Below are 14,477 nucleotides of genomic sequence, written 5' to 3' on the forward strand. Positions count from 1 at the left end.
AGTGATACTCTAATAGTGTGTGAACGTCCGGCCGTGTGAGGCGATCGGCGTTGATCGTTCCGTGTCACGCAGCCCGGTGATCCGAAACCGATCGTTTTCAGAAGAAGACGGGAACGGTGAGGGGAGAACTCACCGCAACATCGCGCCCGCCGGATGCGTCGCACAAACCGCCGGCTCGTAGCCGGCGTCGGATAATCCCGTGCCGAGCGCGAAGACGGTCTCGCCGAGCATGGCCATCGAGGCCTGACCGTCGGCCTCCGTCACGTCGCCGATCGTCCGCGCCACCTGCTCGGTCAACAGCTCCGCTTCGCGAGCGAATAACCGGGAGGCGTACATAAAGGAGAGCAGCGTCGGTTCCTTGACGACGCGGGAAAGCGCCTGCGCTCCGGCAGCCGATAGCTGGTCCGTCTCGCCCGAGAGCACGTCAGCCGTGGAGAGCTCGCCGAACGAAACGTACTCTACGCGCGCCCGCTCGGGTATCGCATCGAGTTTGTTCTCCTGCGGCCCGCCGGGTTCGAGTCGAATCGGGATACCGCCACAGGCCTGTGCGACCACGTCTCCCAGTCCGGTTCCCGCCCGTACTTCGGCACCGTGGGCGATCGTCACGACCTCGTTTTTCGAGAGCTTTCGCTCGAACACGTGATTGGCCGCGAGCGCCGTTCCGAGCGCCATCGCTCCCGAGACGCCGAAGCCGGAGCCGAGCGGGAGGGCCGACTCGGCTTCGACGCGAGCCGATACCTCGAGTGTCTCGAGGACGGTATCGACGGGATCGATCTGGAGTTCCTCGCCGTCCAAGACGATCGTCGACTCCGCGTCGTCGGTGGGTTCGACCGTTACGTCGACGCCGTCGGTGAGCGTCAATCCGGCACCGCGAGAGCCCGCTTTCGTCGGATCGTCAGCTGGATGTGCACTGAAAAAGCCCGTGATGTGTCCCGGAACGAACGCCGTCGCCTCCTCGCGCATTGGCAGGTCTTACGACTCGGATGATATAACAGTGAAGATTCGATCTCGAGATACCGGCATCCACGCCACTATTACTGATGGAATTAACTTCCCTGTTTTATCCAAACATCTTGTTCAAAATTCCCTGTTCTAATTATCTGTGTAATTTATTATGCCGGCATGAGTTAACAACCATGGCCAACACTATATAAATAAATTCGTTACTGAGCAAGTAAAATGATGGCTTATACGAGATATTAGAATAGTGTCGATGACAGACAACGACACGCCGCACGAAACCGAGGAATCGATCACTGCAAACCGGCGGACGATGCTGAAAGGAACCGGAGCCGCAATCGTCGGCACTGCGGGACTGGCTGCGTCGTCCGGGTCGGCCACCGCCGTCTCGAGCTACGAGATCGAAGTGCTCGAGGTCGGCGACAGCGTCTTCGGTATCGGTCCGACGCCGTCGATTCCCGTCGGCGACGAAGTGTTCATCTTCGCCCACGGCTGGTTCGGCGACACGACGGTCGCGAGCCAAGCGGCGGACGTCGCGACCTCGATGGAAGACGTCGGCTACGAGGCGGACGAGTACGTCGCCATCCAGTGGGACGCCACGACGATCAACTTCCCGGCCGCGGAGAGCGAGACCGAGGACGTCGGCGAAGAGCTCGCCGAGATGCTCGAGGAGTTCTACGACGATGGCGGCGGGAACGTCCGCCTCGTCGGCCACTCGCTGGGCGGCCGCGTCGTCCTCGAGACCGTCACCCACATCGACGACTCGTACGAAGTCGAGACCGTCGCACCGATCGGTGCGGCTGCCGACGGCGATATGGTCTGTGGTGGCGGTCTCTCTCCCGGCGAGTGGTACGACGGTATCGCGAACAACGCAGACGAAGTCCGAAACTACCACTCCGAGAACGACTCGACCGTCGGATCGGCGTACGGCGGATTCTTCGGCGCTGCGCTCGGTACCGACGGGGCGGGCTGTCCGGGTGAGACGGCGGACAATTACACGGACGTCGACGTAACCGATAGCGTCGGCAGCCACCTGGGGTATCTGGGCGACGCCGCGGTCGGTGCCGACCTCGCCGAAGCGGCCGGCGTCGACGTCGACGACGGCGGCTGGTGGTAAGTACGAGCACCGGAAACGAACGACGCAGCGACACGGATCCGTTCAGGCCTATCGCCTACGGTGATAGACGCTGACGATCCGGCAAGACGCGAACAGCGTGAGCGTCTTGCTGGCTCCCAGGTTCGTCGCTTACGGCGACAAACGCTGGCGATCCCGAGGGAACACGGTCGGAGCAAAGCTCCTCCCTGCTCCCGATCGACGAACAGCGACCTCGCCTACGGCGAGAGTCGCTGTCGGTCTCTCGGGAACAGAACTGCTTCCCGAATGTTGTCCAGGCCGAGAATCGTCATGACCAGACGCTCGCCGCCGAGTCCGAAGCCGGCGTGGGGCGGCATGCCGTACTTGAACATCTTCGTGTAGTACTCGAACTGGTCGGGATCGAGTCCCTGCTGTTCGAAGCCTTCGATGAGCTTCTCGTGGCGGTGTTCGCGCTGACCGCCGGAGACCAGTTCCATCCGTGGGTGCATCAGGTCGAAGCCCGTCGAAAGCTGCTCGTCGTCGTCGTGGTCTTTGATGTAGAACGGCTTGATCTCGCTCGGCCAATCGGTGATGAAGTAGTGTCCGCCGACGTCCTGTCCGAGCGCCTTCTCGGCTTCCGTCGACAGGTCGTCGCCCCAGACGAGTTGCTCGTCGAGTTCGCCTGTCGCGTTGATTCGCTCGAGGGCGTCCTCGTAGCTAATACGCGGGAACGCCTCATCCGGGAGTCCGAACTCCTCCTCGAGGCCGAGGGTCTCGAGTTCGTCGCTGCAGTTCTCGGCGACTGCCTCGTATGCGGCCGTGACGACGCCCTCGACGACGTCCATCGCGTCGCTTTCGTCGCAGAACGCGCCCTCGAAGTCGATCGAGGTCGCTTCGTTGAGGTGTCGCGGCGTGTTGTGCTCTTCGGCGCGGAAGATCGGTCCGATCTCGAAGACGCGCTCGACGTTCGAGCCGGCGATCAGCTGCTTGAACAGCTGTGGCGACTGGTTCATGAAGGCCTCCTCGCCGAAGTACGTGATCGGGAAGAGTTCGGTGCCGCCCTCGGTCCCCGTGGCGACGATCTTCGGCGTGTTGATCTCCGTGCAGTCGAACGCGCGGAACTGCTCGCGGACGGCGCGGAGGATCTCGGCGCGAATCTCGAAGACCGCCTGAACCTCCTCCTTGCGGAGGTCGAGCGTGCGGTTGTCGAGTCGCGTCGAAAGCTCGGCGTCGACCTTGCCCGAGGGATCGAGGGGGAGTTCGGGATCGGCTGGCGCGACGACCTCGAGCGAGTCGGGCGTGATCTCGACGCCCGTCGGCGCGCGCGGTTCCTCTTCGACTGTGCCGGAGACCTTGATAACGCTCTCTCGAGAGACGTCGAGGCCGGTTTCGACGAGGTCGTCGTCCATCTCGTCTTTCTCGAATTTGATCTGGATCTTGCCCGAGCTGTCTCGGAGGATCAGGAAAGCGATGCCGCCGAGGTCGCGAGTTTCGTGAACCCAGCCGGCGACCGTCGCGTCGTCGCCCGGCTCGGCGTCGGCAGTATGAATTCTGTTCTGCATACCACCCGGTTCACGCACGCGGAACTTAAGCGCAATCTTTCGCGGCCGGGAGCAATCACGGTGGTCAGTAGGGTGTTACCGAGGCGCGTGTCCGTTGAAATTCATCGATGTTTCTGGTGACAACGGATTTGTTCGCCTCGACTGCTGTCGCCGCGATCATCACATCGATAGCGCCGATCTGTGCACCTTGTTTTCGGAGGAGATGCTGCTCTGCCATCGCTCGTTGCGACTCCGCGAGTCCATACGGAAGGACGTCTACTCGCTGAACGATCGTCTCGAACCGTTCTCGATCGCCGTCCGACAGTCCGAACCCCACTTCTGAAACGGAGAGCGTAGAAATCGATGCTTCGCGCCAGCCGAACTCGTCTAGTTTCGCGATTGCAGCAGCGTCTTCTGCGAAGAGGTCAATAAGGAAACAGCTGTCCAGTAAAACCATTTACCGGTCCTCGCTGGATCGTTCGGTTTCATTGAACCGGTCGTCCACATCTGCACGAAACTTATCCGACCGGTTCCGAACAGTTTCGAGTTCGTCTTCGTCGACGAGCCCAATCAACTCTCGAAGCGGGTTCGTGTCGTCTTCGGCGAGCAGGCGGTCGATTGCATCACTAAAGCTTTCGTCGTCCCGTTTTTTCCTGCTGAGCCGCCGATACGTTTCGTCCTTGATGCTCACCGTCTTGCTCCCCATCTGTGTATCTACATTATTCATCCTGTGTATATGTGTTTTTCGCACGTTGCCACCGCGACGAGTTTTAGGCCTTCGGCCCAACGATCCGATATGGACGGTCTCGAGCGACTCGCCGACGATATCTGCAGTGCAGCGACCGCCGTCGCCTTCACTGGCGCGGGGATCTCGGCCCCCTCCGGCGTCCCGACGTTCCGCGGCGACGACGGCGTCTGGGACAAGTTCGACGAAGGACAGTTCACGTACGGCCGGTTCCGGAGCGACCCCGAGGGGTTCTGGGAGGACCGGGTCGACCTCCAGCGGGAGATGTTCGACGAGGCGTACGAACCCAACGCGGCCCACGAAGCCCTGGCCGCGATGGGTCGGGGTGGCGATCTCGAGGCGATTCTCACGCAAAACACGGACGGGTTGCACGGGGACGCCCTCGAGTCAGTACTCGCCGGGTCCGCTACCGAAGAGACGAACGAACCGACGATCCTCGAACTCCACGGCACCTCCCGGCGAGTACGGTGTACCGACTGCGGGAAGCGAACCGCCGCCGATCCGATCTTCGAGCGCGCCGCCGACGGCGAACGGCCGCCGACCTGCGACTGCGGCGGCGTCTACAAACCCGACGTCGTCCTCTTCGGCGAGCAGTTGCCCGAGGCGGTCGTCCAGCGCGCCCGTTCGCTCGCCCGCGAGAGCGACGTCTTCCTCGCGATCGGCTCCTCGCTGGTGGTCGAACCCGCCGCGTCGCTGCCCCGACTCGCCGCCTCGTCGGGGTCGACCGTCGGAATCGTCAACCTCGAGTCAACGCCGGTCGACAGTGACGCCGACGTGGTCCTGCGTGAGGACGTCACCGAAGTGCTGCCGCGGATTCGCGACCTCGTCGAAACGTAGTATCGCTTTTCAGGCTTCGTTCGCCGCCTCGACCGTCTCGCGGACGGCGTCGACCCCCTCGTCGTGGGCGAGGTCGCCGACGACGACGACGTCGGCGTGTCGGGCCATCGTCGCGGCCGAGTCGTAGTCGTGGATGCCGCCGCCGTAGAATAGCGTCGACTCGTCGGTGGCGTCGCTCGCCGCCGCGACGACGTCCTCGTCGCCGAACGTTCCGGAGTACTCGAGGTAGACGATCTCCTGGCCGAACATTCGTTCGGCGACCTCGGCGTAGGCGGCGACGTCGTCCGCGTCGAGGTCGCAGTCGGCCTCGGTGTACGTCGCGACGTCCGCGTCGGGGTTCATCACGATGTAGGCTTCCGTCCAGGTGCGGTCCCAGTCCATATCGCCGTCGAGTCGAACCCACTCCTTGTGCGCGCCCGTGATCCAGAACGGCGAGCCGGCGTTGAAGACGGTGGGAATGAGATACCCCTCGAGCGCTCGGTTATCGATGACGACGTCGGGACTCGAGGGCTCCTGATAGAGCGGCACGTCGTGTTCGGCGCAGGCGTCGACGACGGCGGCCATCTTCTCCTCGGTGATGCCCATCGTGCCGCCGACCTCGATCGCATCGGTGCCGGTCGCACAGAGATCGCCGTACGTGACGCCCTCGGGAAGCTCCTTGTCGGGATCGATTTTGAGAACGTGGTTCCAATCGTCCCAGGGGCAAGTAGTCATACCCCGTCGTTTCCCGACAACCGGCAAAAACGCTACGAAAGCGACGGCTATCCGGAAACGCGCTTGATTGGCCGGACACGACCCACAGCGTCCGGCTTCAGTTCAGGCGGTTCGCTCCTGAACGCGCTCGGAGACCGCGAGGAGGTCCTGGATCGACTCGAGTGCAGCGTCGACCGCCGCGTCCACGTCCGCGCCGCCGGAGTCCACCGCTGGCAGCGACTGGCGAAGGACGAGCGTCTCGCCGGACTCGAGGAACGACGTCGACGGCGGGATCACGGACACGTACCGAGCGGCGAACGCTTGGAGGTGCGGTGCGGCGCCCGGAATCGACAGATCGACGGTACCCGCGTCCAACTCGTGGACGAGTCGGTGATTCGGTGCGAGCGAGGCCGCCTCGAGTTCGACCGTGGTTCCGGTGTCGCCGCCCGATGCGGTCGGCGGGCGTTCGAGACTGAGTTCGATATCCGGGTTTCGCTCCGCGACCGCCGACCGATACTCTCGGACGAGCGCGTCGTCCTGGCGGCGGCCGCCGTCGAGAACGGCTTCGATCAGCGCCGTGTGGAAGTCTCCGCGGTCGGTTTCTCGAGCAGCAAATCGGTCTCGGATCGACTCGAGGGCGACCGTCGCGTCAACCGGCGATGTGCCGTCGGCATCTCGGCGTTCGATCAACGCCGCGGGCGCGAGTAGAACCGTCCGGACGTCGTCCCAGTCCTCGCCAAGGGCGCGTTCCCGGCGGGTTCGAGAGCCCTCGCGGCGGTCGCCCGGGCGAGATCGCGGATCGTCGGCCTCGAGAACCGCCGTGACGGCGACGAGAAGCCGTTCACCGTCGATCTCGAGCCCGCACTCGACGCCGGGTTGATCGGAGTCACCCGTCTCGCTACCGAGCGAGTCTCGAGTGCGAATCAGCGGCGCGGATTCGGTTTCGAGTGCCAACGCCTCGCACAGCCACGAGCGAAACGTCGACGAGACCGTCAGCTCCTCGAGGACGAGCAGTTCGATATCTCGAGGGCGGACCGAGTCGAATCGGACGGAGACCGAGGACATAGTTCGGTGCTGGCGGGCCGATCACAAGAGCGTTTTCTGTCGTAATTCTGTGAGCAGTATCGGACGAGTAGGTAACGAAGCGACGACTAATCTATCCGGGGATATCAGAAGCTGCGTGCTACATCCAGAGGATGTAGTCAGCCAACCCACCGCTCTTTGTTTCGCAGTTGAGGGGTTGAAAGAGTACCGGTCACAAACCAAGAGGGACTCGAGACGCGCTAAGAAGCGATCCGAGAAGCAAAACGACCTCCCGACAGAAAGAAACCAATTCGTCAGCTCAGACGTAGTCGAACCACTCGTCGTACTCGTCGGTTCTGCGCTCGACGACGTCGAAGAATTTCTGCTGAACGTCCTCGGTGACGGGACCTCGGGAGCCGTCGCCGATGACCACGTTGTCGACCTTCCGGATCGGCGTGACCTCAGCCGCGGAGCCGGTGAAGAACAACTCGTCGGCGGTGTTGAGTTCGCCGCGAGAGATCGACACGCTGTCGTTGACCGTATACCCCAGATCCTCCGCGAGCTGGATCACGGTATCGCGCGTGATGCCGTCGAGGATCGACTCCGAGAGCCCGGGCGTGTAGATCTCGTCGTCGCGCACGAGGAAGACGTTCTCGCCGGGACCCTCCGCGATGTTCCCCTCCTTGTTCAGGACGATGGCTTCCGCGTAGCCGTTGCGGCGGGCTTCCTCGCCCGCGAGCATGCTGTTGACGTACAGCCCCGTCGTCTTCGCGTTGGTCGGGATCTGACTCGAGGCGTGCTTGCGCCACGAGGAGATCATCACGTCGATCCCCTCCTCGAGCGCCTCCTCGCCGAGGTACGCGCCCCACGGCCAGACGGCGATCGCCGTCTTGGTCGGACAGTCCTTCGGGCTCACGCCCAGCGAGTTGTAGCCGTAGAACGCGATCGGTCGAATGTAACAGGACTCGAGGTCCTGGCGTTGGATCAGCTCCTTCGTCGCTTCGGTCAGTTCCTCCTTCGTGTGGTCGATCTCCATCTCGTACGGCTTTCCGGACTGGAAGAGCCGCTCCAGGTGTTCCTCCCAGCGGAAGATCGCGGGGCCTTCCTCGGTATCGTAACAACGCGCGCCCTCGAAGACGCCGCTGCCGTAATGAAGCCCGTGCGTGAGGACGTGGACCTGCGCGTCGTCCCAGTCGACGAACTCGCCGTCCATCCAGATCGTGTCAACATCCATCTCGTCGAATCCCATAACCGAGAGTGAGGAAACCCACTCTACTAAGTATTCGTGATTTGTCGGGCGAACCGTCGGTGCGAAAGATGATCGATGGACGACAGGATCCACCGGATGTACGAGTTACCGCGAGTCGTGGCCGTTCTCGAGCAGTCCGTCGACGAGACGGGTGAAGCGATCGACCAGTCGGTCGGGAACCGTCGGGGTTACCTCCGAGAGCAGCGGAGCGGTTCGATCGGGGTTCGAAAGCGAGAGCGTCACTCGATTTCGCTCGTCGTAACGTTTGTCGACGATGTCACGCTCGACCAGATGATCGAGGTGGTACTCGAGCGTGCTCCGGGCGATCCCGATATCGTCCGCGACCGCGGTGGGTCGGCTCGGTTCGTGTTCGATCAGGTAAACGACGACCGCTCGAGCCGTTTCGCGACGGAACAGTGCTAACGCGGACCGTTCCCACTCGTCGTACCGCGGCGGATAGTAGTGGGTCTGTCCGTAGCGTTCCTCGCGGACGACTTCCTCGGCGTCGATCAGCCGGCGGACGTGATACTGGATCTGTCCGGGTGCGAACTCCGACAGTCGGACGAGTTCGTTGAAGTGGATACCGGCGTTCGTCTGGACGTGTGCCTTGATCTGTTGTCGAGTGTCGCTCATTGGTATCGATTGCCATCTGCGAGTCGTGCTCCCGGGCAATCGGGAACTGGCTGTTACCACGAGCTAGCACTGCGATCCTGATAACGACTTCCGATCGTTCCCGACAGGTGGGAACGGGTCGTCCGACCCGTCGTCAGTACGGCGTCTCGCTCGCCACGGCACGCTCGAGGCCCGTCCCGCGGACTCGAGGTCGTTCCCACGGCGGCGTTAACGTACGCGACCGAAGCACATACGTAACTCTCCACCCGATGGAGAGTAAGCGCCGATGGATCACACGAACCCCTTCGATATCCCGTGGCTGGACCCGCAACTGGCTCCGGTTCTCCTCGCCGTGATCATCCTCGCAGTCATCGGGACGGCGATCCTCTTTTGCTGTGGAGCCGTCGCATACGCCCGACGTCGGTCGACTCGCTACCTGCTGATCACGATCGTGCTCGGACTGCTCGTCTCGCGTTCGATCGTCGGTCTCGGCACCGTTTTCGGAGCCGTGCCGATGACCGTACACCACCTCGTCGAACACAGTTCCGACTTCGCGATCGCCGTGCTGGTTCTGTATGCGGTCTATCGAAACGGACCGATTACCGGCGAGACGACGTCTGAGACCGAAACCGTCTCGTCGAGTTCCGACGGGGAGTAGTGCCGGTTCCGATGGGGAAGCCGGTTCCGTCGGCTGATGGAAACGGGTTACTCGGAGCGGTTCAAACGGCTATCCCAGCCGTTCGAGGACGTCGCTCCCCTCGAGGTACACGAATCCGTGGCGATCCGCGTACGCGCGGGCGTCGGCGGGAGTCAACGCCTCGCCGGTTTCGTCGTCCAGCATCTCACAGACGACGACGGCGGGCGAGAGATCGGCGGCCTCGGCGAGGGCGACGCCGAGTTCGGTGTGGCCCTCCCGCTGCTCGAGAAGGCCGGGTGCGGCTTTCAGCAGGTGGACGTGGCCGGGAACGCGAAACTCGTCGGCGAACGTCGTCTCGTCGACCGCGGCGGCGGCCTCGCCGAGCGCCCGGATCGTCGTCGAGCGATCGTTGTCCGTGATGCCGGTGTAGGTGTCCCGGTGGTTGACCGTCAACGAGAACGACGAGCGTTCGTCGTAGCCGAGTTCGTGGTCGCCGGTCGCGGGGTGGTCGACCTCCTCGGTGTAAAAGGGCAGGTCGAACGCGTCGGCGGTGTCGTGATCGAGTGCGACGCAGACGAGTCCACCGGCGTCGTTTCGAAGTCGGGCGACGGCGTCGGAATCGACGGCGTCGGCGTGATAGATCAGATCCGTCTCGCCCTCGCGGTCGGCCGCGTCGTGTACGAGAACGGGATCGCCGGCTCGCAGCGACTCGAGGGCGCTGTCGACGGTGCCCGCCGCGTCCGTCGCGCTCCGCTCGCTGGGCGCGCTCGCGTTCGATCGCGCCCCGGCGTGGTGGCCCGTCATTGGCGATCACCGACGTAGACGGTGACGTGATCGTCGTCCTCGAGGCCGAGTTCCGCCCGGAGTTTGTCCGGCGCGATGACCTCGAGTTGATCCTCGTCGTGGTGTGTCCGTTCGGGGGCGATGATGTGGGCGCTCTCGTAGCGGTCGCCCTCGACCGTCTCGATCGTGGCGCGATGACAGACTGCGGGGCCGTAGGTGCGTTCCTCGTCCTCCCAGCCGTCGATCGGAACCGGCTCGAGGGAGGCGATCGCGCTCCGGCGACGGACGCTGTCGTCCCGCAGGTCCACGTTCAGGGTGCCGGGGAACGGCTCGTAGCCGAGTCGGTCCTCGAACTGGCGTTTGTAGCCCGGCAGCGAGATGTAGTGACGCCCTTCACCCATGCCGCTGGTGACGGTGCCGTCGAGTTCGATCTCCGACTTCGTCTCGAAGATGCGACGGTAGTCCTCGTACTCGGCGTGGAGCGTGTGCTCGCCGTCGTCGGTGATCGCCACCCACTGGCCGTCGCTGACCGTATCTCGCTCGAGTAACCCCGCGCTCTCGAGCCGCTGGAGTCGCCGCGAGGCGGTCTGGTTCGATGCGTTGAGTCGCTCCGCAAGGTGAGAACAGGAGATCTTGACGTCGCCCTCGAGTCCCCCCTCGAGTGCGAGCAGTTTGAGCACGGCGAGTTCGTCGTGCCCGACGGCGGACTCAGCTAGTACTGACATACCACTCGGTAGGAGGAGGTAACCTAAAAGCATGCCGAATGTGGAACGCGTAACGGAACTGGAATGGGGTTTCCGAGCGTTTATCGTCTGTACCACGACGTTGGGGAGTCGGTGCAAAAAGGCATCGGTCACACCATCGGCAGGTCGTGCCCGCCGCTCAGAGTTCGCGAGCGATCGCGTCGTCGATCGCCGCGACGCGGTCCGGGCCGGTGGTCCAGAACCCGTCCCAGACTCGCGACTCGGTCTCGAGACAGAGCAGCGCCGCTGCGTCGCCAGCAGCCGACTCCGCCGGCCGATTCACGACGAACCAGGTATTCCGATAGGCCGCACTCGTGCCGGCGTGTACTGCGACGTCGAGGTCGACTGACGCTCCGTCGTCGAGGCCGTAGACGTGAACGTCGACATCGATCGCCGCGAGCGTTTCGTAGACCGCTCGCGTCCCGTCTTCGTCGTTGATCCGCGAGAATCGCTGAAACGAACTTCGTACCGTCCCGTTGTCCGCGTTCCAGGCCAGTTGCTCGATGTACCGAGAGACGAGGATCAACAGCAACTTCTCCTTGTGTGCGAGCGGATAGCCCCGAAGTCGCAGGCGCGTGTCCTCGAGCGTCGCGAGCACGTCCGGCAACTCGATCTCGCCGAGTCCGCGTGCGCCCGTCACGAACAGGTCCGAGTTGATCGCGAGAATCGAGTCGTACAACTCCGCCATCGGCGAGACGGCGACGGGAACGCCGTCCTCGAACAGGACGACCATATCGCCGTCGCCGGCGTCGTACCCCTCGAGGCCGTCCCAGCCCTCGAGACCGTCGAAGTCGTCCACGGTTCCGGTCTCGACGTCGATCGACTGGGTCTCGAGCGTCTCGGCGAGCATCGCCTCGAGCGGTCCGGAGCCGTCGACGCTAATAACGGCGATCGTCACCGCCGCAGGGTCGACCTCCTCGATGAACGATCGGAGGGTCATTTAGACGCGTAGTATCGAGTCAGCCTTACGTATTCTGCCTGACGTCGGCGCGGCCGTCTCGAGAGTCCCATCGCTATCGCCGATACAGACGGTTTCCAGGGATCGCGAGACGATCACCGGCGGGTTCGATCACGCGTAACTCAATCACCAGTGACCGGGTCGCGCTCCCAGAACTCGCTCCCTTTCTTCAGTTTCGGCACCCACGTATCCTTCGTCTTCGAGAGCAACGACACGCGGGAGGCCGGCACCTCCTTGAGTTCCGTAAACTCGGGCATGTACTCGCCGATCTCCTCGGTGAACTCGACGACCTCTTCGTGGTCGGGCATCGCCGAGCGGTCGAGTCGGCCCCGCGAGTGGCCGACGTGCATGTACGCCTTCATCTCGATGAAGTCGGGGTCGGCCTGCTGGTAGAAGCCGGCGTACCAGTCGGGATGGTGCATGTTCTCGCCCTTGACGAGCGTCGTTCGGAGCACGGTTCGGGTCTCGTCCTTGTCGGCGAGGACGTCCATCGTCTCGAGCAGTTTCTCCCAGGCGTCGTCCTCCATCGCGCCGACGACCTGATCGAACGTGTGGCGTTCGGCAGCGTCGACGCTGACGTACAGTTGCGTCGGGTCGCACTCTCGAAGCACCTCGGGTCGCGTGCCGTTCGAGACGAGGAAGGTCGTAATGTCGCGGTCGTGGAAGGCGTCGATGAGTTCGGGCAGGTACGGGTACAGCGACGGTTCGCCGTCGAGGGAGATGGCGACGTGACGGGGCTCCATCGCCTGGTCGAACGCCTCGCGCGGGACCTCGTCGTTGCCGCCGAAGCCCGAGAGAAGCCGCTTTTGCAGTTTGAGAGAGGCGTCGACGACCGCCTCGGGGTCGTCCCACTCGACGTCGTCCATCTCGTAGGAGTGGCCCTGGTGGTCGCGCCAGCAGAAGACGCAGCGCTCGTTACACCGCACGACGGGCGTCATCTGGATGCAGCGGTGGGACTCGATCCCGTAGTAGATGTTCTTGTAACACTTGCCCTCGCCGCGCAGGGCGTTGGCCGTCCAGCCGCACGTCTGGGCGGCCGTGTGATTCTCGCTGTGGTAGTCCGGGCTCGAGACCTGCATCGGACCGCCGTCGCCCTCGTCCTGGTCCTGGTCGGCGTCGGTCCCAGCATCGACGCCCGACTCGGCGGAGTTGCTCATGTTGCCCTCGCTTGGACCGGGGCGGTCAAAAGGCGTGTGGTGTCGTGCAGGTCGAACACGGACGATCCGGCGGCCGGCGTCACGGCTCGAGTTCCGCTCGAAAGAACGCGTTCGTGTCGCTGCGCTATTCGTGGGGCAGTTCGCCCGGATCGGCGGGTTCGTCGTCTTCGATCGTCACTTCGCGTTCGAAGCCGTACAGGACGATCCCGGTGTTGGCGGTCATGATGACGCCGGTCATCGGTGCCGCCGGGACGAACAGGTACAATCCGATCCCGACCGCGAAGGGGGCCGCGACGATGGCGGCCCACAGCAGCGGGCGCGAGAACTCGACGCGGCTCGCGTCCCAGCGGGCCACGGCGAAGAGCGCGACCGTCCCCACGAGTCCGAAGGCGGCGACGAGCGTGTCTACGACCATACGTAACGGTTCGTCGGCCGGAAGAAAAGCGTTCTGAGTGAGACGGTCGAGCGCGCTCGAGATTCCGTCACGACGGCGACGTCTCGCTCGAGTACTCACACTGCGGCGGCATGAGCTACCCCACGCGTGGGTTCCGCAGGGATCACCCGGAGCCGCGAACCTGCTCGAGCGCGGCCAGCGTCCCATCCGCGTGGGCCTCCTCCAGAACCTCGTCCGCCGCCGCTTTCGCCGTCTCGTCGGCGTTCGCCACGGCGAAGCTTCGGCCGGCGACTTCGAACGTCGAGACGTCGTTGATCGAGTCGCCGACGGCGACGGCCGCCTCCGGGTCGAAACCGACGTGCTCGGCGACCGTCTCGAGACCGTCGCCCTTGTTCGGATCGGTATCCTTGACGTGGTAGGCGTAGCCGGTGTCGACCACCTCGAGGCCGTGTGCGGCGGCGATCTCGCGTAAGGGCTCGATCGGCTGCTCTAAATTGACGGCGATCTCGGTCTCTCGCCACCGATTCACCGTGTTCTCGGGTCCCCAACCAGTCGAGTAGCCGGCGGCGCGGTAGTCCTCGAGGACGGCCTGGGCGGCCGCCCGGTCGGCGGTGAAGAAGACGTCGTCGCCGGTGTAGACGACGCCCCCGTTTTCGGCGACGACGAGTTCCGGGATGCCGACGAAGTGACAGAGCGCGACGGGGTAGGGGAAAGCCTTCCCGGTCGCGATAACGACGGGAGCCTCCCAGTCGCGGATGGGATCGAAAACGCGGGGGTCGATGCCCCACCCTTCGGGGCGGGTGAGTGTGCCGTCGATATCGAGAACCAGCGGCGGATCGGCGGTCATAGCCGTCACTCGAGGGCTGCGTGACCTAAAGGAGTCGGTTCGGGTGTGCTCGAGACGGACGGTTTGCCGGCGACACGTCCCGGTCCCCCGGTCGAAAATCCGTTCAGAAGCCCTACCGAGATTCGGACCGTCGAATCGTTTCTTCGCGGAACGCGCGTTCGCTGCACGTGCGTAGTTACCGCTGGCTTCCTACCGGTTACGGATACCGTGCGTAGCCTCGCAC

General features: G+C 63.8%; 17 protein-coding genes. 3 read left to right on the forward strand and 14 right to left on the reverse strand.

Annotation, left to right across the window (positions count from 1 at the left end; genetic code table 11):
• Positions 1-129: 129 nt before the first annotated feature.
• Complete coding sequence (locus tag DWB23_RS01060) at positions 130-963, reverse strand: pantoate kinase (protein WP_121740961.1); 834 nt, start codon at positions 961-963, stop codon at positions 130-132.
• Positions 964-1,213: 250 nt separating this feature from the next.
• Here DWB23_RS01060 and DWB23_RS01065 point away from each other — a divergent pair, with 250 nt between their 5' ends.
• On the forward strand, positions 1,214-2,077 hold the full coding sequence (locus DWB23_RS01065) for a lipase/acyltransferase domain-containing protein (protein ID WP_121740962.1): 864 nt from the start codon (positions 1,214-1,216) through the stop codon (positions 2,075-2,077).
• Between the two features lie 215 nt (positions 2,078-2,292).
• Here the strand turns inward: DWB23_RS01065 and aspS are convergent, their stop codons facing one another.
• The 3 genes from aspS to DWB23_RS01080 all read right to left on the reverse strand — a co-directional run bounded on the left by aspS (position 2,293) and on the right by DWB23_RS01080 (position 4,327).
• Positions 2,293-3,597, reverse strand: coding sequence for an aspartate--tRNA(Asn) ligase (gene aspS, locus DWB23_RS01070; protein ID WP_121740963.1), 1,305 nt, complete (start codon positions 3,595-3,597; stop codon positions 2,293-2,295).
• A 64-nt stretch (positions 3,598-3,661) separates the two neighbouring features.
• On the reverse strand, positions 3,662-4,033 hold the full coding sequence (locus DWB23_RS01075) for a type II toxin-antitoxin system VapC family toxin (protein ID WP_121740964.1): 372 nt from the start codon (positions 4,031-4,033) through the stop codon (positions 3,662-3,664).
• A complete protein-coding gene (locus tag DWB23_RS01080; RefSeq protein WP_238717319.1) occupies positions 4,034-4,327 on the reverse strand; it encodes an antitoxin VapB family protein in 294 nt (97 codons plus the stop codon).
• A 45-nt stretch (positions 4,328-4,372) separates the two neighbouring features.
• Here DWB23_RS01080 and DWB23_RS01085 point away from each other — a divergent pair, with 45 nt between their 5' ends.
• On the forward strand, positions 4,373-5,158 hold the full coding sequence (locus DWB23_RS01085) for an SIR2 family NAD-dependent protein deacylase (RefSeq protein ID WP_121740966.1): 786 nt from the start codon (positions 4,373-4,375) through the stop codon (positions 5,156-5,158).
• A 9-nt stretch (positions 5,159-5,167) separates the two neighbouring features.
• Here the strand turns inward: DWB23_RS01085 and DWB23_RS01090 are convergent, their stop codons facing one another.
• The 4 genes from DWB23_RS01090 to DWB23_RS01105 form a co-directional block, all read right to left on the reverse strand.
• Entirely contained in the window at positions 5,168-5,872 is a 705-nt protein-coding gene (locus DWB23_RS01090; RefSeq protein ID WP_121740967.1) for a phosphoglycerol geranylgeranyltransferase, read from the reverse strand.
• A gap of 102 nt (positions 5,873-5,974) precedes the next feature.
• Entirely contained in the window at positions 5,975-6,916 is a 942-nt protein-coding gene (locus DWB23_RS01095; RefSeq protein WP_121740968.1) for a hypothetical protein, read from the reverse strand.
• A 277-nt stretch (positions 6,917-7,193) separates the two neighbouring features.
• Positions 7,194-8,123, reverse strand: coding sequence for a branched-chain amino acid transaminase (locus tag DWB23_RS01100; RefSeq protein WP_121740969.1), 930 nt, complete (start codon positions 8,121-8,123; stop codon positions 7,194-7,196).
• Positions 8,124-8,228: 105 nt separating this feature from the next.
• The gene (locus tag DWB23_RS01105; RefSeq protein ID WP_121740970.1) at positions 8,229-8,756 is read right to left on the reverse strand and encodes a winged helix-turn-helix transcriptional regulator; all 528 of its coding nucleotides are present in this window, start codon (positions 8,754-8,756) and stop codon (positions 8,229-8,231) included.
• Between the two features lie 265 nt (positions 8,757-9,021).
• Here DWB23_RS01105 and DWB23_RS01110 point away from each other — a divergent pair, with 265 nt between their 5' ends.
• Complete coding sequence (locus tag DWB23_RS01110) at positions 9,022-9,393, forward strand: DUF7471 family protein (protein ID WP_121740971.1); 372 nt, start codon at positions 9,022-9,024, stop codon at positions 9,391-9,393.
• A gap of 69 nt (positions 9,394-9,462) precedes the next feature.
• Here DWB23_RS01110 and ribB read toward each other — a convergent pair whose 3' ends face one another.
• From ribB to DWB23_RS01140, 6 genes are all read right to left on the reverse strand, one after another.
• Positions 9,463-10,176: a 3,4-dihydroxy-2-butanone-4-phosphate synthase gene (ribB, locus tag DWB23_RS01115; RefSeq protein ID WP_121740972.1), complete on the reverse strand. Its 714-nt coding sequence runs from the start codon at positions 10,174-10,176 to the stop codon at positions 9,463-9,465.
• Positions 10,173-10,880, reverse strand: a complete 708-nt coding sequence (locus DWB23_RS01120) for a DUF120 domain-containing protein (protein WP_121740973.1) — start codon at positions 10,878-10,880, stop codon at positions 10,173-10,175. Before DWB23_RS01120 ends, ribB begins: the two co-directional genes overlap by 4 nt.
• A 157-nt stretch (positions 10,881-11,037) precedes the next feature.
• Positions 11,038-11,838 (reverse strand): histidine kinase, encoded by an 801-nt coding sequence (locus tag DWB23_RS01125; RefSeq protein WP_121740974.1) that lies wholly within the window; start codon positions 11,836-11,838, stop codon positions 11,038-11,040.
• A gap of 140 nt (positions 11,839-11,978) precedes the next feature.
• Complete coding sequence (gene twy1 / locus DWB23_RS01130) at positions 11,979-13,013, reverse strand: 4-demethylwyosine synthase TYW1 (protein WP_121740975.1); 1,035 nt, start codon at positions 13,011-13,013, stop codon at positions 11,979-11,981.
• Positions 13,014-13,137: 124 nt separating this feature from the next.
• Positions 13,138-13,428 (reverse strand): hypothetical protein, encoded by a 291-nt coding sequence (locus DWB23_RS01135; protein ID WP_121740976.1) that lies wholly within the window; start codon positions 13,426-13,428, stop codon positions 13,138-13,140.
• 142 nt (positions 13,429-13,570) lie between these two features.
• Positions 13,571-14,254, reverse strand: coding sequence for a phosphoglycolate phosphatase (locus tag DWB23_RS01140; protein WP_121740977.1), 684 nt, complete (start codon positions 14,252-14,254; stop codon positions 13,571-13,573).
• Positions 14,255-14,477: the final 223 nt, after the last annotated feature.

The sequence above is a fragment of the Natronorubrum halophilum genome (genome assembly GCF_003670115.1).
GTDB classification, from domain to species: domain Archaea; phylum Halobacteriota; class Halobacteria; order Halobacteriales; family Natrialbaceae; genus Natronorubrum; species Natronorubrum halophilum.